Source organism: Tildeniella sp., from assembly GCF_059505325.1.
Genome location: NZ_JCACKI010000016.1, coordinates 76165 through 94048 on the forward strand (window position 1 = coordinate 76165; position 17884 = coordinate 94048).

General features: G+C 50.0%; 21 protein-coding genes. 11 read left to right on the top strand and 10 right to left on the bottom strand.

Annotated elements, in window-relative coordinates; all coding sequences use genetic code 11:
- Nucleotides 1-45: 45 nt before the first annotated feature.
- The 4 genes from AC5JO6_RS07010 to AC5JO6_RS07025 form a co-directional block, all read right to left on the bottom strand.
- Nucleotides 46-1620 carry a B12-binding domain-containing radical SAM protein gene (locus tag AC5JO6_RS07010; protein ID WP_496080331.1) on the bottom strand — a complete coding sequence of 525 codons (1575 nt, stop codon included), beginning with the start codon at nt 1618-1620 and terminating at the stop codon, nt 46-48.
- A 234-nt stretch (nt 1621-1854) separates the two neighbouring features.
- Nucleotides 1855-2097: a YgiT-type zinc finger protein gene (locus tag AC5JO6_RS07015; protein WP_496080356.1), complete on the bottom strand. Its 243-nt coding sequence runs from the start codon at nt 2095-2097 to the stop codon at nt 1855-1857.
- Between the two features lie 10 nt (nt 2098-2107).
- Nucleotides 2108-2338: a type II toxin-antitoxin system HicB family antitoxin gene (locus AC5JO6_RS07020; RefSeq protein WP_496080332.1), complete on the bottom strand. Its 231-nt coding sequence runs from the start codon at nt 2336-2338 to the stop codon at nt 2108-2110.
- Nucleotides 2339-2375: 37 nt separating this feature from the next.
- Nucleotides 2376-2810, bottom strand: a complete 435-nt coding sequence (locus AC5JO6_RS07025) for a GNAT family N-acetyltransferase (protein ID WP_496080333.1) — start codon at nt 2808-2810, stop codon at nt 2376-2378.
- A gap of 235 nt (nt 2811-3045) precedes the next feature.
- Between AC5JO6_RS07025 and hemC the strand changes: the two genes are divergently transcribed.
- The 3 genes from hemC to AC5JO6_RS07040 all read left to right on the top strand — a co-directional run bounded on the left by hemC (nt 3046) and on the right by AC5JO6_RS07040 (nt 5833).
- On the top strand, nt 3046-4017 hold the full coding sequence (gene hemC / locus AC5JO6_RS07030) for a hydroxymethylbilane synthase (RefSeq protein ID WP_496080334.1): 972 nt from the start codon (nt 3046-3048) through the stop codon (nt 4015-4017).
- A 30-nt stretch (nt 4018-4047) separates the two neighbouring features.
- Nucleotides 4048-4863 carry a DUF1186 domain-containing protein gene (locus tag AC5JO6_RS07035; RefSeq protein ID WP_496080335.1) on the top strand — a complete coding sequence of 272 codons (816 nt, stop codon included), beginning with the start codon at nt 4048-4050 and terminating at the stop codon, nt 4861-4863.
- Between the two features lie 103 nt (nt 4864-4966).
- The gene (locus tag AC5JO6_RS07040) at nt 4967-5833 is read left to right on the top strand and encodes a branched-chain amino acid ABC transporter permease (protein ID WP_496080336.1); all 867 of its coding nucleotides are present in this window, start codon (nt 4967-4969) and stop codon (nt 5831-5833) included.
- A gap of 68 nt (nt 5834-5901) precedes the next feature.
- On the opposite strand, the gene psaX is transcribed toward AC5JO6_RS07040, so the two are convergent.
- Together psaX and lipA are read right to left on the bottom strand one after the other, a co-directional pair.
- Complete coding sequence (gene psaX / locus AC5JO6_RS07045; protein WP_496080337.1) at nt 5902-6045, bottom strand: photosystem I protein PsaX; 144 nt, start codon at nt 6043-6045, stop codon at nt 5902-5904.
- A gap of 76 nt (nt 6046-6121) precedes the next feature.
- Nucleotides 6122-7066, bottom strand: coding sequence for a lipoyl synthase (gene lipA, locus AC5JO6_RS07050; RefSeq protein WP_496080338.1), 945 nt, complete (start codon nt 7064-7066; stop codon nt 6122-6124).
- A gap of 329 nt (nt 7067-7395) precedes the next feature.
- Between lipA and AC5JO6_RS07055 the strand changes: the two genes are divergently transcribed.
- Nucleotides 7396-7944, top strand: a complete 549-nt coding sequence (locus AC5JO6_RS07055) for a response regulator (RefSeq protein ID WP_496080339.1) — start codon at nt 7396-7398, stop codon at nt 7942-7944.
- A gap of 107 nt (nt 7945-8051) precedes the next feature.
- Here the strand turns inward: AC5JO6_RS07055 and AC5JO6_RS07060 are convergent, their stop codons facing one another.
- Both AC5JO6_RS07060 and AC5JO6_RS07065 read right to left on the bottom strand, forming a co-directional pair.
- Nucleotides 8052-8387 (bottom strand): hypothetical protein, encoded by a 336-nt coding sequence (locus AC5JO6_RS07060; RefSeq protein WP_496080340.1) that lies wholly within the window; start codon nt 8385-8387, stop codon nt 8052-8054.
- 186 nt (nt 8388-8573) lie between these two features.
- On the bottom strand, nt 8574-9467 hold the full coding sequence (locus tag AC5JO6_RS07065; RefSeq protein WP_496080341.1) for an alpha/beta hydrolase: 894 nt from the start codon (nt 9465-9467) through the stop codon (nt 8574-8576).
- A gap of 130 nt (nt 9468-9597) precedes the next feature.
- Here AC5JO6_RS07065 and AC5JO6_RS07070 point away from each other — a divergent pair, with 130 nt between their 5' ends.
- The 5 genes from AC5JO6_RS07070 to AC5JO6_RS07090 all read left to right on the top strand — a co-directional run bounded on the left by AC5JO6_RS07070 (nt 9598) and on the right by AC5JO6_RS07090 (nt 15109).
- Entirely contained in the window at nt 9598-10089 is a 492-nt protein-coding gene (locus tag AC5JO6_RS07070) for a YajQ family cyclic di-GMP-binding protein (protein ID WP_496080342.1), read from the top strand.
- 91 nt (nt 10090-10180) lie between these two features.
- Nucleotides 10181-11407: an AI-2E family transporter gene (locus tag AC5JO6_RS07075; RefSeq protein WP_496080357.1), complete on the top strand. Its 1227-nt coding sequence runs from the start codon at nt 10181-10183 to the stop codon at nt 11405-11407.
- A gap of 623 nt (nt 11408-12030) precedes the next feature.
- A complete protein-coding gene (gene dnaN, locus AC5JO6_RS07080; RefSeq protein ID WP_496080343.1) occupies nt 12031-13206 on the top strand; it encodes a DNA polymerase III subunit beta in 1176 nt (391 codons plus the stop codon).
- Between the two features lie 39 nt (nt 13207-13245).
- Entirely contained in the window at nt 13246-13809 is a 564-nt protein-coding gene (locus tag AC5JO6_RS07085; protein WP_496080344.1) for a Uma2 family endonuclease, read from the top strand.
- 535 nt (nt 13810-14344) lie between these two features.
- Nucleotides 14345-15109 (top strand): MerR family transcriptional regulator, encoded by a 765-nt coding sequence (locus AC5JO6_RS07090; RefSeq protein ID WP_496080345.1) that lies wholly within the window; start codon nt 14345-14347, stop codon nt 15107-15109.
- A gap of 297 nt (nt 15110-15406) precedes the next feature.
- Here AC5JO6_RS07090 and AC5JO6_RS07095 read toward each other — a convergent pair whose 3' ends face one another.
- Both AC5JO6_RS07095 and AC5JO6_RS07100 read right to left on the bottom strand, forming a co-directional pair.
- Nucleotides 15407-15541 (bottom strand): hypothetical protein, encoded by a 135-nt coding sequence (locus tag AC5JO6_RS07095; protein WP_496080346.1) that lies wholly within the window; start codon nt 15539-15541, stop codon nt 15407-15409.
- A 143-nt stretch (nt 15542-15684) separates the two neighbouring features.
- Nucleotides 15685-16254 (bottom strand): L,D-transpeptidase, encoded by a 570-nt coding sequence (locus AC5JO6_RS07100; RefSeq protein ID WP_496080347.1) that lies wholly within the window; start codon nt 16252-16254, stop codon nt 15685-15687.
- Between AC5JO6_RS07100 and AC5JO6_RS07105 the strand changes: the two genes are divergently transcribed.
- Together AC5JO6_RS07105 and purB are read left to right on the top strand one after the other, a co-directional pair.
- Nucleotides 16253-16432 (top strand): hypothetical protein, encoded by a 180-nt coding sequence (locus AC5JO6_RS07105; RefSeq protein WP_496080348.1) that lies wholly within the window; start codon nt 16253-16255, stop codon nt 16430-16432. The genes AC5JO6_RS07100 and AC5JO6_RS07105 overlap by 2 nt on opposite strands.
- A gap of 44 nt (nt 16433-16476) precedes the next feature.
- Nucleotides 16477-17772, top strand: coding sequence for an adenylosuccinate lyase (gene purB / locus AC5JO6_RS07110; protein WP_496080349.1), 1296 nt, complete (start codon nt 16477-16479; stop codon nt 17770-17772).
- Nucleotides 17773-17884: the final 112 nt, after the last annotated feature.

Here is a 17884-nt window from a genome sequence, read left to right on the forward strand (position 1 = left end):
CGTTACATGTAACGTCCCTACAGGAGATTGGCTGCGTGAGAGAAGTTATTTACCTGCGATCGCCACGACTTTCTCCGTCAACTCTTCTGGTTGATACTCAGTCAGCTTGGTATAAATTTCATCGCGCACGATTTCGCGGTAATCGATGAAATGTTCCAGCAGGGCGCAGTTGGTAAGGTAATGCTTGAACACGCCGGGGTTACGCCGCAGGATGGAAACGAACTGTCGCCAGAACTGCCACCGGGTATTGCGTTGAATGCCCTGTCGCCAGCAAATGGTTAGCATGGCGCGTATATCTACCAACCCTGGCAGTTTAAACTTCTTTTTGTTGGGACTAGGTGTCATGACCAAAAAGTGACGGTAGACTCGCGCCAGATAGCGATCGGGTTCATACAGTTCCCAAAAGCAGCGGACGTATTCCCGTGCAATTTCTTCTAACGGACGAGTGGGCACAAAATTTGTGAGCGTCGTCTGGTGAATATTTGCCTCACCATCGCCTGCCCGTAGCCGTCCTTCCTTTTCCAGCCGATGCCACAAAGCCGTGTTGGGCAACGCTTGTAACATGCTGAAGAGCGCCTGGGGAATGGCGGTTGCTTCCACAAAATCGATGATGCGATCGCCCGCCCCTGTTTTTTCGCCATCAAACCCAATGATGAACCCAGCCATCACGCGCAGTCCGGTACGGTTAATGGTTTGCACCGCTTCTACGAGAGAATTGCGCGTATTCTGGAACTTTTGCGTCATTGAGAGGCTATCAGTATCCGGCGTTTCAATGCCCAAGAAGACCGCTGTAAAGTTTGCCGCAATCATCAGATCCAGCAGTTCCTGATCTTGTGCCAGATCCACCGATGCCTCGGTAGAAAGGCTAAAGGGATAGCCGTGCGCTTTCATCCAGGGAGCCAGTTCTTTCAGCATCAGCTTGACGTTGCGCTTGTTGCCGATGAAGTTGTCATCCACCACAAAGATCGTGCGTCGCCAGCCCAAATCGTAGAGCGTCTGTAACTCTGCCAGCAGTTGAGCCGGGGTTTTGGTGCGTGGCTTGCGTCCGTACAACACAATGATGTCGCAAAACTCGCATTGGAATGGACAGCCTCTCGAAAACTGCACCGACATATCGCCGTAAGCGTCCAGTTCCAGCAAATCGAACCGGGGCACGGGCGTATCCGTCACTGCAGGCTTTTCACCATCGGCACGAAAGACTCCAGAGGTTTCACCCCGTTCCAGTGCCTCTACCAGCATGGGTAACGTAATTTCGCCCTCATCCAGCACCAGAAAGTCTACTCCTGCTGCCTGCGCTGCTTCGGGGACAGAGGTGACGTAGGGACCACCCACTGCGACTAATTTACCCCGCCGCTTTGCCGATTCGATGAGATACAGCATGTCTGGCTTCTGCACAATCATGCCAGAGATGATCACCAGGTCTGCCCAATACCAATCGGCATCACTCTCATACCGGATGTTGCGATCGACCAGACGAAATTCCCAGGTTTGCGGCAAAATCGCTGCCACAGTCGTCAGGCTCAATGGTGGCAGCGATACCTTGCGTCCAACGAGTTCAAGCGCTTTATCAAATGACCAGAACGACTTCGGAAACAGCGGATACAGGAGTAGAACGCGCATGTAATATCCAAACCTACAGCTACGATTATTGTTCAGCTAATCAAAAAAACCATTGATCAGAATAAGCTCGATTATCGTTGCTTATTTATTCTTTTGAGGAAACTTGCGTAGATCTTAAGTATTGGACATGCGATCGCCTAAGTCGTGATGTGGGCGATCAACTGCTCCAGACACAATGCCCCTTCCTCTTACAGAAGTTGCAACGACTCCCAAGAAGCAATATTGGGTGTTCGATTAGCTGACCTGAAACGATCGACCCAACGGTGTAAATTCTTCTACCTGCTGATTTTTCAGCTTTGCTCGAATGTCTTCAAAGCGTCTGACGGTTTCCTCAGAATATAAACGCTCACCACACTGAAGACAAACTTCAGCCTTAACCTGCAAAACAGCCGTGTGCATCCCGCCGCGCAACAGCTTCTGCACGTTCTTTTTGACTAATTCACCACCACAACTAGGACATTGCTGAAAAGCGTTCATCATCTTTCATTTAGGCAAACTCATCAGATGGTAGCGGAATTTCATCGCCGTGTTCGTACACCGTTTCGATCCAGAGTTGTCGTGCTTCTTCAATGTTTGCCATGATTTTATCTGGCGTTTCACCCTGCGTGATGCATCCTGGCAGATCTTTGATCATCGCGACATAGCCGCCTTCCGCCTCCGGGTACACCGTAATGGGGTAACGAAGCTTCAGGTAGTGTTCTAGAGATTCACGCTTCATTCTGATTCGCGTCCCCAGTTTTCATCACGTGATTGAGCTAAGTTACTTTAAATTCGCCCCAAAGCTGACAAGGTTTCCAAAACAGACAATCTTCCGATACGTAGCCACACTTCTCGTAGAAGCCTGCCGCAGTTTCGTGTGCAACAGTTACGACCGTAATGTCATCTGCTCCACCAACGGCATCTTGGATGCGAATCAATAACTCGCTTCCTATGCCTTGTTTTGCATAAGTTCTATCAACACCAAGATCTGTGACAAACAGGAAGTAAACAAAATCGGTAATACCGAAGGCTATTCCAATCAGTTTCCCTTCATCGTTTCTGGCTGTGATGGCAATTGACCGCTGAACCAAGAGCCTTCTTATCCTTTCCTCAAACCGCTCCTTCGGATATTGACCACCAAGATCACTTCTTTTCAAGAAGTCGTAATATTCTTCAAAGGATAGATTCTCATTCTCCCGGTAAGTAATCATCGCTAATTAGCTGGCAACGCACAAAGCACCCCTATTATTAGCCTGATTTCTGGAATTTGAAAACTAACAAGCTCGAAATTTTCCTTCTAGCACGATCGTTCATATTGCTGGTTAAAAGATGAGGAATCTACTTAAACATCTGTAACGATTACGCTTCTTACACTTCTACAAACGGGTTACACACTGCGGTAAGGTGGATAGAGTGACTTTTGAAGCTCGTTTCAAGCCCTGAATTATGTCGCCTACTGCAACGCCGATCGCTACTCGCACGATTCGTATTGGTTCTCGCAAAAGCCAGCTCGCACTGGTACAAACTCATTGGGTACAGGCAGAATTGCAAAAAGCCTTCCCAGATAGAACCTTTGAAGTCCACACCATGAGCACTCAGGGCGACAAGATTTTGGATGTGGCGCTGGCGAAAATTGGTGATAAAGGTCTCTTCACGAAAGAACTCGAAGTCGGCATGATCAGCGGTGATATTGATTTTGCCGTGCATTCGCTCAAAGATTTGCCCACTCATCTGCCAGAAGGTCTGGTTTTAGGCTGCGTAACTGAGCGAGAGAATCCCGCTGATGCTCTGGTGGTGCACGAGAAGCACAAAGACAAGCAGTTAGCAACCTTGCCAGAAGGCGCTGTTGTCGGTACATCTTCACTGCGTCGTTTAGCACAACTGCGGCATCATTACCCCCACCTCAGCTTTAAGGATGTGCGAGGCAACCTGAATACCCGACTGGCAAAGCTGGATGCAGGCGAGTATGATGCGCTGATTTTGGCAGCAGCAGGCTTGCAGCGGTTAGAGATGGCAGACCGCATTCATCAGATTATTCTTCCCGAAATCTCGTTACATGCGGTGGGTCAGGGTGCGCTAGGGATTGAATGTCGGAGTGATGATGCGGAAGTGTTGTTACTGCTAAAAGCGCTGGAGCATGAGCCAACCGCTTACCGTTGCTATGCGGAACGATCGTTCCTCCGCGAGTTAGAAGGCGGTTGTCAGGTGCCGATTGGTGTGAATACTTTGCTAGAGGGCGATCGACTCACCTTAACGGGCATTGTCATCAGCCTGGATGGGCAAAAAGTGGCGAAAGACAGCGTGAGTGGGCTTGCGATCGAAGCCGAAGCGCTGGGTGTAGAACTGGCTCAGCGCCTTCGCAAACAGGGCGCACAGGAAATTTTGGACGAAATTTTGGCAATCGTACAACGAAGCTGAGGAAGCGATTAGCTACACCAGGTGACATCTATGAGCCTTGACACCTACCATGACCCAGTAGCAAAGCTGCTCACCTATGGCGATTGTCATGAAATGGATTTGCACGACTGGCACAACTATCCTGAGACCGTTGGGTTGACGGTAGACGATGCACCAGAACTCATCCGCATGGCAACTGACCCAGCCTTATGGGAATTGGACGACGATCGGCTGGACGTTTGGGCACCGATTCATGCCTGGCGATCGCTGGGACAGTTACACGCCGAAGCGGCGATCGTCCCACTGACTCAGCTCTTTCAAGAACGCGATAGTGACTGGGTGACAGAAGAACTGCCCAAAGTCTACGCCATGCTAGGGACAGCCGCGATCCCAGTCCTGGCAGATTACCTGCACGATACCGCTCATGAAACGTGGGCGCGGAATACATCAGTGGACTGCTTGCTAGAAATTGCGCGATCGCACCCAGAAAGCCGCGATGCCTGCGTTGCGCCGATGCTTCAGCAGCTAGAATCTTCTGCCGAAAATGATATCGATCTCAACACGATTCTGATTAGCGCTCTGCTGGATCTAAAAGCCGTCGAGGCTGCGCCACTGATTGAACAGGCATTTGCAGCCGAACGGGTCGATGAGTTTATGGTGGGAAGTTGGGCTGGCGTACAGGTAGAGCTGGGACTCAAGCAAGAGTCGGACTTTGACCCTGAAGCGCTGAAGCCAAAAATGACACCAGAAATGGATGAGATCAGAAAACTCATCGAAAAACTTGATGCGCTGAATCCACCCAAGCCTCAAGGCTTTGGCAAAACAGCTCAGCCGAAAGCCCAAAAAGGTAAGAAGAAAAAAAAGTAGGAACGCATGGACTGCCCTACAGGATTTGCTTGAAATCGCCGTTACGCTTCCCAAAGGTCGCCGCTATCCTGCACAATCAAAGCGATCGCCTTAACGGTTTGCAATGGATCCACAACTCGTTCAACTGGTCATCAACGGCTTGGCAGTCGGCAGCATTATTGCCCTTGCCTCGATCGGTTTGACCCTCACCTACGGCATTCTGCGCCTCTCCAACTTTGCCCACGGTGATTTTATGACCCTGGGTGCGTACCTGACGCTGCTGGTCAATACGGCTGGACTCAATATCTGGCTTTCTATGGCAGTCGGAGCAACGCTAACGGTGGTGGCTGTGCTAGTGAGCGAAAAGCTCATCTGGTCGCCCATGCGTGCCCATCGCGCTAACTCGACGACGCTGGTCATTATCTCGATCGGTCTGGCGCTATTTCTCCGCAATGGCATCATTTTAATTTGGGGCGGCGGCAACCAGAGCTATAACCTACCCGTTTCCGAAGCGATCCCCATCTGGGGGCTGCGGATTGCCTACTACGATGTTGTCGTTATGGTGTTGGCAGTTGTGGCGATCGCCGCACTCCACTATCTCCTTCAAAGCACTCGCATCGGTAAAGCCATGCGTGCGGTCGCAGATGACATTGATCTCGCTCGTGTGACGGGGATCAATGTCGATCGCGTGGTCATCTGGACGTGGATCATTGCAGGCGGTTTAACTGCCCTCGGTGGGAGCATGTTGGGCTTGGTCGAAGCAGTACGCCCCAATATGGGCTGGTTTCTGATCTTGCCACTATTCGCTGCCGTCATTTTGGGCGGCATTGGCAATCCTTACGGCGCGATCGCGGGCGCGATCGTCATTGGCATCGCTCAAGAAGTCAGCACATACTGGCTACCAACCGAATACAAACTGGGTGTTGCACTCGTGATGATGGTGCTTGTCCTGCTGTTTCGTCCGCAAGGCATCTTTAGAGGGACGCTATAGGGCGGCGATCGCGTGGGATCATTCGTGTAGGGGCGTTACCTGTGCCACCCCCACTACAGACGAATCGCTTAAATCTTCAGGTAGCCTGCATAAATCGCAGCCACTAGAACGTTGACACCTAATAGCAGCAGCGCCCAAAAGGTGCGAAACGGATAAGGTGGGCTGCCTGTTTTGGTGACAGGAGAAGCGGGTTTTGTCGTCCGAGCAGTCATAACGAAAACTCCTTGAGTGTTGTTTTTTAAGACATACCAAAGAATTGCTAACGTTGGTGCTGTCCCTGGATGAATCTTAACGTCTTGGGTCTGCGTGTCCCTCTCCCGCATGGTAGGAGCTACGCACTAATGGACCCGATCGCACATGAACAAACCCCATCGATCGCGCCCGCTCTCCCAACTCATCGAATTCTGCGGGTGTCCAGTATTTTGCCACGGGTAGGTGTTCTAACGACGGGCGCATGTATTGTCCAATCGTCAGGCGATCGCATCCCACCGATCGCAACGCCACGAACGTCTCCAGCACTTCTGCCTCCGTTTCACCCAATCCCAACATCAACCCCGACTTAGTAGGGATGGCTGGATTCAGTGCCTTGACCACTTGGAGCACCCGCAGCGATCGCTCATACTTTGCTCCCCGCCGAACCGGACCCTGAAGCCGTTGTACGGTTTCAATGTTGTGGTTATAGCAAGCAGGTTGGGCGTTTACAACCGTTGCAATGCGTTCCTGCTGCAACGCGTCTGGTTCACCACCATCCCGTCCGCCCCAAAAATCGGGTGTCAGCACTTCGACTTGTGTCTGTGGGTTGCGTTGACGAATCTGGGCGATCGTCTGAGCAAACCATCCTGCGCCCTGATCAGGCAAATCATCGCGCGTCACCGATGTTAACACCACATAGCGGAGTCCCAGTAAACTCACTGACTCAGCCACTTTTTGCGGTTCGTCTGGGTCGAGGGGCATTGGTGCATGTCCCTTATCGACCTGGCAGAAACCGCACGATCGTGTACAGGTTGGACCCATCAGCAAAAATGTTGCCGTCTTCTGGGCGTAACATTCACCCCGATTGGGGCAACGCCCTTCCTCACAAATGGTATGAATGTGACGTTGCTTAATGATCCGCTGCACCGTCGAAAGCTCACTTGCCTTACCAACTGGACGTTTCAACCACTCCGGCATTTTTTCTGCCGTCAAGGTGCTTTGAGGCGGGACAGAATTCAGTGCATTTGTTTCAGCAGGCATAGAGTTGGGCACACTACGTTGAACAGGGCATTGCTTTCTCAAATTCTAAAGGATTCAGAGACGTGAGCCGGACTGTATCAATCCACAGTAGAGGAGCAATTCTGCCTCATGAGGGCTAAACTAAGTTGTGCTACGACCGGATTACCGTCTAACCTGAATACAGTTCGCTGTTTAATTGCTACTATCTAAGTCTTCATCCTTGGCACGTTAGCAAAGGGTTCCGTCTAGAACTCATGCTCTCTAGCTCGATCGAACAGTAGTCATATCTAAACACTGTGACCTTTCACCTTATTCGCTAACCTTGCAGTCTCTACCAGAGGAGTTCAGTTGTGGCAAGTCACAAGATCCTGGTCATCGATGACAGCAACGTCATCCGAAACATGGTTCGGGACATGTTGCCGAAAGGTAACTTTGAAGTCCTGGAAGCAAAAGATGGCGTGCAGGGGCTTGACCTGATTCGTCAGGAGCGCCCGAACCTGATCATGTTAGATTTCTTGCTGCCTCGACTGAGTGGTTGGGAAGTTTATCAGCAAATTCAAATTCAGCAAGATTTACAGGCAATTCCGCTAGTGCTCATGTCTGGTCGAAAGGAAGAAGTAACCGAAAAGCTTCAGGAACCCTTTGAGTACTTTGAGTTTGTCCAAAAGCCGTTTGATCAGAAAGAACTGATTGATGCGATCAAAGCGGCAATGGCAAAAGCGAAGCGTCGACCAGCCGCAGTTATCACCGCTCCAACCGTAGCACCAAGCACCCCTTCGGCTCCAGCGGGTGATATGCAGGCGCTGAACGAGAAAGTTGTTAAAATGCAAGCTGAGATTGACAGCTTGAAAAAGCAGATGGCACAAATTCTGACGTTTATCAGGCAAAAGTTGAAGTAGCGATCGTTAATGCGTAAACATCCTGGTTAAGCGGTCAGCACTGGTTCATGCTGACCGCTTGACACGCATTCGATATGAGGCTGCATGAGTAAACGACCCGCACCCAATTACTGGTTGAGTTGGTAGAGAACCTGAACTTTGTTGCCAGACGACGAATCGTCAGCAGGGTAGACCCCTACTTGACTTGCGCCTCTCTCAGGACCAACAATCAGGTTCACCTTATCGTATAGTTGCACTGACGCTTCGCTGCCAGCCGGGATATCTGTGCTCCGTTGCGGCGATAATGACACTGGGTCTTGCGAGGAAGGTCTGGCAACCGATCGCTCTTGAAGCCCATCCAGGGAGGCGGCTGAACCCATTGGCTTCTCCTGTGCGAACGTTGGCATGGCGACGGTGGTGAGAATGGCAACGGTACCGAAAGCGGCGATCGCTTTGAACATCATAGGTACTCCTGACAGTGCTTTATGGTTTTGTTTTGGCGCTCAAACGTACAACTCGCACCATTGACACTCCAAACACTCGCGCATGGCACAGTGCTGTATTTTCTTGCTTGACTAAAATCTAACAAAATGCATCGGAATTAGCATCCTGCTTGAGGACGAGTCAGCGCGATCGCACGACATCACTCTTTACGGCTTTCTGTGCGCTGCTGTGAACTGCTTAACTACTTGGTAGTATGGGTCAGCCATGTTGTTGTCATGTCCCGCTTGAGGGATGATCAGAATTTGCTTCGGTTCAGGAGTAGCGTCATATAACGCTTGACCCATCGCCACTGGAATCTGTGGGTCAGCCGTACCGTGAATGAACAAAACTGGCATCTTTAAGGACTTAATTTTCTGCAATGAGTCAAAGCGCTGGCGCAGAATTAGGTCGATCGGCAACACCCAAAACAGACCAAAGCGCTTGGTCATATCGCGCAGGCTGGTGAAAGAGCTTTGCACAATGAGCGCTGCTGCCTCTGGATGTTTGGCAGCGAGATCAATCGCAACGGCTCCACCGACTGAATGACCATAAATGAAAATTTGTCTCGCTGGAATTTGGCGATCGCGCGTCAGGTAAACCCAAGCGGCTTGCGCGTCTTCATACACTTGCGACTCCGTTGGAAAACTGCCTTCACTCAGCCCAAAGCCACGGTAGTCAACTAGCAATACCGAACAGCCCAACTGCTGAAACTTCCGAGCTTGGCTAACATTAGCCCCAATATTGACGGCGTTGTGGTGAAAATACAGTAGCACTGGAGCCGTTGCTTGCTCTGCCGGAATCCACCAGCCATGAATCCGCTCTACGTTGCCATCTTTGGTGCTTACTGGCAGCCAAACATCCTGATAGCGAAGATTATAGAGTCCAGGCGTGTGCTCCAGTGTGGATGATGGCCAGAAGAGTAACCGCTGCTGCTGCCACAATAATAAAATACAGATGACGACATAGCCGCTGAATAAGCGGGCAGCACGTACCAGCCAGCGTCTAGAGTTTGGCTGAGGTTTCTTGCGCGGTGAGAGTTTAGAAGACTTTCGAGAGAACAATTTGGATGTGCCTGTTTAAGTGCTGTCGATCGATGTGGGCTTGAGACAATGGGCTACAGGTTATAGACTAAGGAATTCAGGCAGCAAACGAAGCCCCCATTCTGCATTCAACGTTTAGAGTTTACGTCCTATGGCTGCATCCTTTTCCTTTGATGTCGTAAGTGAGTTCGATCGGCAGGAACTCGTCAATGCGATCGATCAAACGACACGCGAAATTCAGAGTCGTTACGACCTTAAAGATACCAAAACCACCCTTGAGTTAGGCGAAACGACCATTACAGTTCACACCGACAGCGAATTTACGTTGGATGCCATTCATACCTTGCTGCAAATGAAAGCGGCTAAACGTAACCTGTCGCTCAAGATTTTTGAGTACGGCAAAATCGAATCGTCCAGCGGCAATCGGGTGAAACAAGAAATTACGCTGCGAAAAGGTATCAGCCAGGAGATTGCCAAGCAAATTTCCAAACTGATTCGGGATGAATTTAAGAAAGTGCAGGCATCCATCCAGGGCGATGCGGTGAGAGTGAGCGCGAAAGCAAAAGATGATTTGCAAGCCGTGATGCAGCGCCTGAAGCAAGAAGAGTTTCCGATGGCGCTGCAATTTACTAACTATCGGTAGGGGATGGTGAGCAGAGATAAGTGTAGGGTGGAGGGTGTAGAGAAGCGAACGGCGGGTATCTATGCCAGATCACCAGATTGAAGCTCACGATGTGCAAAAAGGGCGCTTGCGGCTCTGGTGGGAAACGCTGTCTCCAGTGGCAAAAGCATTGCTTATTTTGTTGGCAGCGCCACTGTTGGTGTTAAACGCCTGGTCGCTCTTTGCGATCGCAGACTACTTCCATTCCCTCATTGTCATTCTGGTTGCCGCTTCACTCATCGCTTTTCTCCTCAACTACCCCGTCAGCATCATGCAGCGGCAGGGCGTACCACGCGGACGAGCCGCGATCGTCGTGTTTTTGCTGGCGCTGTCGATTTTGCTGGCAGGTGGCATTACCCTGCTGCCCAGTGCGCTTGATCAAGCTCGTCAACTGGTAGCACGCTTGCCCGAATGGTTTGACTCTGGGCAGCGGCAGCTCATTATTCTCAATCAGCAGCTAGAAGGCGCGAACCTCCCATTGGATTTGAGCTTGCTGGCAGAACAGGTGAACGATCGCCTTAAAAGCCAGTTGCAGCTCATTGCAGCGCAGGCATTAAGCGTTGCCGTCTTTACCGTTACCAGTCTACTAGACGTGTTGTTAACGCTGGTGTTGACGTTCTACCTACTGCAAAACGGCGATTCGCTTTGGGAAAGCCTTGTAGAGTGGCTGCCCGACAATATGCAAAAGCCGTTTTCGGAAACGTTGCGGCTCAGTTTTCAGAACTACTTTTTGAGTCAGTTCATTCTCTCGACCTGTATGGGTTCGGTTTTAACCCTCATCTTTTTGTGGTTGGCAGTGCCCTTTGGCTTGCTGTTTGGGTTGACGATCGGCACCATGGCGCTCGTTCCGTTCGGTGGTTCCGTTGGCATTGCGCTGGTGACACTGCTGGTTGCTTTGCGCGACATCGGCTTAGGCGTTAAAGTGCTGGCAGCCTCGTTGCTGGTACAACAAATTTTGGAAAATCTGGTTGCGCCCCGTGTTTTAGGTAGCGTTACGGGGCTGAATCCAGTCTGGATTTTTGTTTCGATTTTGACGGGTGCCCGTGTGGGTGGTCTGCTCGGTGTCATCGTTGCCGTACCAACGGCTGTGGTCGTCAAGAATATTCTTGTTGCTGTGCGGTCATCGAGAGGGGCTAGTGGGACACGATCGCAGACAACCCAAGCGCAGACAGCTCAGGGTAGTTTTGTGCCGCATAGCGAAGGAGAACTCAGTCCAGAGACGGGTTCCATCGATCACCTCGATCAGCCCTATGCTGAACGTACGGCAACCGAACAACCGATCGTCAAAGAAAGGGTCTAAAGCTGCCGACCTTTACCGCCTGCTTCATCGCTGAACGTACAAGACGTTTACGCAGTCCATCGATCAGCCTCTCTTATGGATTATCTGCGCTGGGGGTGTGGAGAAGTCAGACTATTTTTTGAGCGACTCCAAATTTTTATGACGAAATTTTGTTGCGAAATGTAAAGCGATCGCAGCCATGTGGAAAAGCTTAAACTTTTCTGTGGAAAAGCATGTGGAAAAGCGGTACAAAACCCGCCACGATCGTGGATAAGCTTAATGAGTATAAATACTCTGTGAAAAGATCGCCCAGTTTTCCACAGGTTTTCCACAGGTTTAAAGCCATCTCAAAGAATTGACCAGTCGTACTTCATACGGTTCTCCACATTTTCCACAGGCTCTACTACTACTGTTTAAATAAGAATTACTTAAGTCCGGAGTATAGGAAAAAGCGATCGACGCTTCAAAAAAGACAGGCTAGATTGTTCAAAACAAGGGTGCTAACATACGCAGACAACGCCTTCACCCGCTACAGATAGCGTTTAGTTTCTTCAATTAAGCCCAAACAACCCCATCTGCTCACAATTCCGTTCAAAACTCCTGTCACAACGCTCCTCTTTACTCAACGCAAAGGTTGAACTCCCATGAAACTGGTTTGCTCCCAAAACAGCCTCAGCGCTAATCTCTCACTGGTCAGCCGTGCCGTCTCATCACGTCCGAGCCATCCCGTACTGGCAAACATCCTCCTGGTTGCTGATGAAGAACTACAGCAAATCAAGCTCAGCGCCTTTGATCTCAGTCTCGGCATTCAGACGAGTTTTCCAGCCGACGTATCCACAGGTGGCAAGCTGACCCTACCTGCCAAACTGCTGACCGATATCGTCTCGCGTTTGCCAGAAGGCGACATCACCCTTGAGGATGGCAACGATGAAGCCGCTGGCACCACGGACACCAATTTCTTAACCACGCTTACCTGCGCTTCGGGACGCTACCAGGTGCGCGGTATGGGAGCCGAGGAGTTTCCCGAACTGCCAGTGGTCGAAGGCGGCGAAGTGGCACATCTCTCAGTAGAGAGCTTAATTGAAGGTTTGCGGAGTTCCTTGTTTTCTGCCAGCAGTGACGAAACCAAGCAAGTGCTAACAGGCGTTCACCTGACCATGCAACCTGATGGCTTGGAGTTTGCCGCAACGGATGGGCATCGTTTGACGGTGGTTCAAACTTTAAATGCAGAGGCTGCTGAAAGTGGAGCAAAGCCCAGCGCATTAGAAAAAGGCTTGGATGTGACTATCCCCGCCAAGGCGCTGCAAGAGTTAGCGAAAATGCTGGAGCGGCAAACGGGCAGTGATGTTGCCGTACACTTTGACCATAGCCAGGTTGTCTTTGAATGGACGGATCAACGGCTCACCAGCCGCCTTTTAGAAGGGCAGTACCCCAACTATCATCAACTGATACCGCGTCAATTCTCTCGCCAGATTACGGCTGAACGACGACTCTTGCTAAGTGCCCTGGAACGGATTGCAGTGCTGGCGGATCAGAAAAACAATATTGTCAAGCTGACTCTTGATAGCGCCAACCAGTTGCTAACGCTTTCGGTAGATGCTCAGGATGTGGGTAGCGGCAAAGAAACCATCCCCGCCCAAATTTCAGGGGATGACCTGGATGTAGCGTTTAACGTGAAGTACCTGATGGATGGTTTGAAGACGATCGCCACCACCGAAATCCAAATCCAGTTGAATACGGCAACAAGTCCGGCGATCGTCACTCCTCTCGGCAGCATCAAAATGACCTACCTCGTGATGCCCGTCCAGGTGCGTAGCTAAAATCAGAAGGGAAGGTGCTGAGATCACAAAGGAGGGTCTATGGTTCAAACGCCAACCCAACCGTTAACGCTGGATGCGTTTCTGCAACTGCCAGAAACCAATCCTGCCAGCGAATTTATCAACGGTCAAGTGACACAGAAGCCCATGCCCCAGGGAGAACACAGCACACTACAAGTTGAACTTTGTAAGGTAATTGATCGGGTTGCAGAACCTCAGCGAATAGCAAAAGCCTTCTCAGAGTTACGCTGTGTATTTGGTGGAGCGGCGATTGTGCCGGATGTGTCTGTGTTTCGGTGGCAGCGGATTCCTCGTACCGCATCGGGTAGAGTGGCAAATCGCTTTGAGCTTCACCCGGATTGGGCGATTGAAATTCTTTCCCCAGAGCAGTCTCAGACGAAGGTGCTAGCCAATCTGCTGCATTGTGTGGAACATGGCACGTCACTTGGTTGGTTGCTTGATCCTGAGAATGAGAGTGTCCTAGCAATTTTTCCAGAGTCGCGGGTGAAGCTGTACCAGGGAACGGAGTCCCTACCGATGCTGAACGGTCTCGATCTGGTCGTCTCCGCAACGGATGTCTTCAACTGGCTGGCATTGCCTGAATGAGAGATTCAGATTCAGCTCAATACTGTCATGAGTCCGGCGATCGTCACTCCTCTCGGTAGCATCAAAATGACTTACCTCGTGATGCCTGTGCAGGTGCGATCGTAAAAGACGCATCAATACGTCCACGATCTCGAAAGGAGGAGCTTCTAACATTCGGTTAGAACCTAACCCAAGTTATAATTTTTTCAAAAAATAATGGAAAGAGGAACTGCTCACAGAGGGCGAGTACAAGCTCAGGGGGGTGGAGTAGAAAAGTCTTGTCCTTGGGCACAGAAGACTCCGCTTACCAGAGATGAAGGACAACAAAAAGTAGATACACTGGAGGGAGGTCTTACTTCAAAGGAAAAAGAGGGGCGGGAGGAGGCATTTCGGCAGGTAAGAGATTATATAGATCGTGTGGCAAGGGCAGGTGGTGTTGATGCACCAGTCAGCAAAACTTTCCCAAACCGTTCAAGAGAGCGTTCTAACATACGGCTTGATATAGAGGTAATTACGGGTAGAGCCTTTGTACCAGACTCTAAATAATAGCTGTTGTATGACTTCCATTGCAGAGCAGGTAACTTACGAATTATGGGTTAATGGCGATGGTAGCTATGACTTTTTTCCATCGACTAATGAAAGTGCTCGAGCTTTCCTAGATGAAGATGCCAAGCTCGTTAGCATTATTGAGGCTAGTTCTTGGGAGGAAGCTCGACAAAAACAGCATGAATTACTGCATTGGGAAGTTTATCAACCAATCCCTGACGTTAGCCTCGGAGATGTTTCTATATCAGACTCAAAAGGTCGCCAAACTGCGTTCAATATCGATGACAAATTTGACAGAAATACAGCTCGTAAACTAACAAGAATTAGCTTCAAGCAATTGCGCTACTTAGAACAAGAAAAAATGGTTGTACCTTTTTTAGAAAAAGGCGGAGGTAAGAAACGTATTAAAATTTATAGTTTCTCTCAAATTCTACAACTGCAAGCTTATGTGCTAATTGATCAAGATAGAAGTGTTCGTGTAAAGAACAATGTGTTGAAAAAGGTATTAAAATTTTACTCTGATAGGTTTAACAATATTAATCTCCATCAATCTTTTCCATATTCGATTGGTTCTACTATAAAAACCGTAGAACATGATCTATCTAATGCTAATGATTTTCTTGATCAAGTGAGGAAGCTCGATTTCAGTTACCCAGTGTCCTATACAGTACATATATACCCTAGTATGATGAATGTACTTCTTGCCTTACATGAAAATGTGCAGGCAATCTACGATATTGGGTTTGATGAGTTTAGACAAATGTTGGCAGCATAACTGATAGCGCCAAGGCTAGTTTATGCGTGAAGCTTCTTAATGTTTTTACTACCTGAAATCTAGATTAGATCGCGGCACATTCTGCTAATCGATTGAGATTAATGCCCTTAACAAACTCTCAGCCGTTTCTAGTTCAACGAAGATTGAGTGAGAAGATGATCACCGATCGAACAAGTGTGCCACTTCGCTACCAAGCAAATAGAAGAGACCCACGACAACGACTTGAATCAAATAGGTAATGAGCAGGGATTGATAGAGTTTGAGCTTTCGTTGTTGAAACAGGTCTCGCCACAGGTATCATTTGCCGTGGATATAAGCGGCGGTGAACAGTAGGGCTAAAAGTGGCAAGCTCCACAAGGGGAGTTTGGCGAAACCTGCATAAATGACGATCGCCAGCAACCCCAGCCCCAGTAACCCTTTGACTATATTCATCTATACGCTCTTCCTAAGACTCCATCGGCTTTAACGACAATGGTTGAAAGCAAGGCTGTCGTTCAATATTTGAGAGCCTTTCAGATACTTTAGCGACGCGCTTTTCAGCAAGGAGAATGGTGGTTCACCACGGCTAAGCGATCCTATGGTACGACTTTAACCTGAGTGCCTAAGCTGACTTGTGCAAAGAGGTCTTGCAAGTCCCGGTCATACATGTGAATGCAGCCATGAGATGCTGCCTTACCCACGCTGCTAGCATTCAGTGTGCCGTGAAACCCAATCCAGTTCCTGCCATTTGTCCAGAAGCCAATCCAGTAGCCCCGCAAAGGATTCCTCGGATCATTGGCAGCAATGCGTTCATTCGTGAAGGGGCTAATCCAGGTAGGATTGCGCTTCATTTGCATTACCTGAAATGTTCCGACTGGAGTTTCCCAACCTTGTCGTCCGGTGCCAATCGGGTAGCGTTTGATGAGTGTGCTGCCCTGGTAAAGAATTGCCTGACGACGGTTGAGATGGATTTCGAGGCGAACAACGCTTGTAGCTACTGGCGCGTTGCTTTGGAGGGTAGGGCGATCGAGAGCAGCGTCTACCGTACGGGCAGTCAAGGCTGTATGAGTCATCAATAGCCCTGTCAACAGTCCTGTACAGCTTGCGATCGCTGCTATTTGTTTGCTCCAGTATGCGATCGCGCTGCGTTGAGAGTTGCTGTGCATGGTTGTTGCTCCCGATTCTACCGATGCTTCCAGACGTTCATCAAGAGAAACGCCCAGCTACAACGTACCCAATCTCTACCTTAAGGTAGATGACCATTTGCGAATGTTTAACCAAGACATTGTGAAATTGGTTGGGAGGAGACTGGCGATCGTCCGGCTCCATCCACCCATCCACTAAAGGACGGTTGTACAATAGAGCCGTTGTGCTGTGCGACACGAACCTTGATTGAGCGTTATACCCTGCCCGAAATGGGCAACTTGTGGACTGATACGTACAAGCTGAAGACCTGGCTGCAAGTCGAAATTGCTGTCTGCGAGGCACAGGCAGAACTTGGAGACGTTCCAGCAGAAGCGGTGGCAGAGATTAAGGCGAAGGCAAATTTTGACCCCAAGCGAGTGTTGGAGATTGAGGCAGAAGTACGCCACGACATGATCGCCTTTCTAACGAATGTGAACGAATATGTGGGCGATGCGGGACGCTACATTCACCTGGGGTTGACCAGCTCTGATGTGCTGGATACGGCTTTGGCGCTCCAGTTGGTTGCCAGTCTGGATGTCTTGATGACACAGCTAGAGTCGCTCATTCAGGCAATTCGCTATCAGGCACAGCAGCATCGCAGCACGATCATGATTGGTCGATCACACGGCATTCATGCGGAACCGATCACCTTTGGCTTTAAGCTGGCTAGCTGGTTAGCGGAAGTATTGCGTCACCGCGATCGCCTCTGCCAACAAAGGCGCAGCATTGCTGTGGGCAAAATCTCCGGTGCGGTGGGCACGTATGCCAATATTGATCCGCAAGTGGAAGCGATCGCCTGCCAGAATCTTGGGTTGGAACCTGATACCGCTTCAACACAGGTGGTTTCGCGCGATCGACATGCTGCATTTGTGCAAACGTTAGCGTTACTGGCAGCGTCGATCGAGCGGTTTGCCGTCGAAATTCGCAACCTCCAGCGCACGGATGTTTTAGAAGTCGAAGAATATTTCGCCAAAGGGCAGAAAGGCTCCTCTGCTATGCCGCACAAACGTAACCCCATTCGATCGGAACGCTTGACTGGAATGGCGCGAGTGGTTCGCAGTCACGCCAGCACTGCTTTAGAAAACGTAGCGCTCTGGCACGAACGCGATATTTCTCACAGTGCCGCTGAGCGCGTTATCTTACCGGATGCCTGCATTCTGACCCATTTCATGCTGGTCGAAATCACCGACCTGGTGAAAAATCTGCTCGTCTATCCCCAAAATATGACGCGCAACATGAACCTCTACGGCGGCGTTGTCTTCAGTCAGCGTGTGCTGTTAACGCTGGTTGAAAAAGGGATGAGCCGTGAAGATGCCTACACCGTCGTGCAAGCCTGTGCTCATCAAGCCTGGAACAAACCTGATGGCGATTTTCGTGCTCTGATCAGCCAGGACGATCGTGTTGCCAAATACCTTTCTGCCGAGGAGGTTGAAGGGTGTTTTGATCCGCAGCACCATCTCAAGCACCTCGACCAAATTTATCAACGCCTGGGGATTTAGTGGTCAGCAGTCAGCAGTCAGCAGTCAGCAGTCAGCTATCAGCGCTGACCGCTGACTGCTGATAGCTGATAGCTGATAGCTGATAGCTGATAGCTGATAGCTGATAGCTGAT

Coding starts and splice junctions, on each gene's coding strand:
- AC5JO6_RS07010 (WP_496080331.1), bottom strand. CDS start 1,620: ATGCGCGTTCTACTCCTGTATCCGCTGTTTCCGAAGTCGTTCTGGTCA.
- AC5JO6_RS07015 (WP_496080356.1), bottom strand. CDS start 2,097: ATGAACGCTTTTCAGCAATGTCCTAGTTGTGGTGGTGAATTAGTCAAA.
- AC5JO6_RS07020 (WP_496080332.1), bottom strand. CDS start 2,338: ATGAAGCGTGAATCTCTAGAACACTACCTGAAGCTTCGTTACCCCATT.
- AC5JO6_RS07025 (WP_496080333.1), bottom strand. CDS start 2,810: ATGATTACTTACCGGGAGAATGAGAATCTATCCTTTGAAGAATATTAC.
- hemC (WP_496080334.1), top strand. CDS start 3,046: ATGTCGCCTACTGCAACGCCGATCGCTACTCGCACGATTCGTATTGGT.
- AC5JO6_RS07035 (WP_496080335.1), top strand. CDS start 4,048: ATGAGCCTTGACACCTACCATGACCCAGTAGCAAAGCTGCTCACCTAT.
- AC5JO6_RS07040 (WP_496080336.1), top strand. CDS start 4,967: ATGGATCCACAACTCGTTCAACTGGTCATCAACGGCTTGGCAGTCGGC.
- psaX (WP_496080337.1), bottom strand. CDS start 6,045: ATGACTGCTCGGACGACAAAACCCGCTTCTCCTGTCACCAAAACAGGC.
- lipA (WP_496080338.1), bottom strand. CDS start 7,066: ATGCCTGCTGAAACAAATGCACTGAATTCTGTCCCGCCTCAAAGCACC.
- AC5JO6_RS07060 (WP_496080340.1), bottom strand. CDS start 8,387: ATGATGTTCAAAGCGATCGCCGCTTTCGGTACCGTTGCCATTCTCACC.
- AC5JO6_RS07070 (WP_496080342.1), top strand. CDS start 9,598: ATGGCTGCATCCTTTTCCTTTGATGTCGTAAGTGAGTTCGATCGGCAG.
- dnaN (WP_496080343.1), top strand. CDS start 12,031: ATGAAACTGGTTTGCTCCCAAAACAGCCTCAGCGCTAATCTCTCACTG.
- AC5JO6_RS07085 (WP_496080344.1), top strand. CDS start 13,246: ATGGTTCAAACGCCAACCCAACCGTTAACGCTGGATGCGTTTCTGCAA.
- AC5JO6_RS07090 (WP_496080345.1), top strand. CDS start 14,345: ATGACTTCCATTGCAGAGCAGGTAACTTACGAATTATGGGTTAATGGC.
- AC5JO6_RS07095 (WP_496080346.1), bottom strand. CDS start 15,541: ATGAATATAGTCAAAGGGTTACTGGGGCTGGGGTTGCTGGCGATCGTC.
- AC5JO6_RS07105 (WP_496080348.1), top strand. CDS start 16,253: ATGGTTGTTGCTCCCGATTCTACCGATGCTTCCAGACGTTCATCAAGA.
- AC5JO6_RS07100 (WP_496080347.1), bottom strand. CDS start 16,254: ATGCACAGCAACTCTCAACGCAGCGCGATCGCATACTGGAGCAAACAA.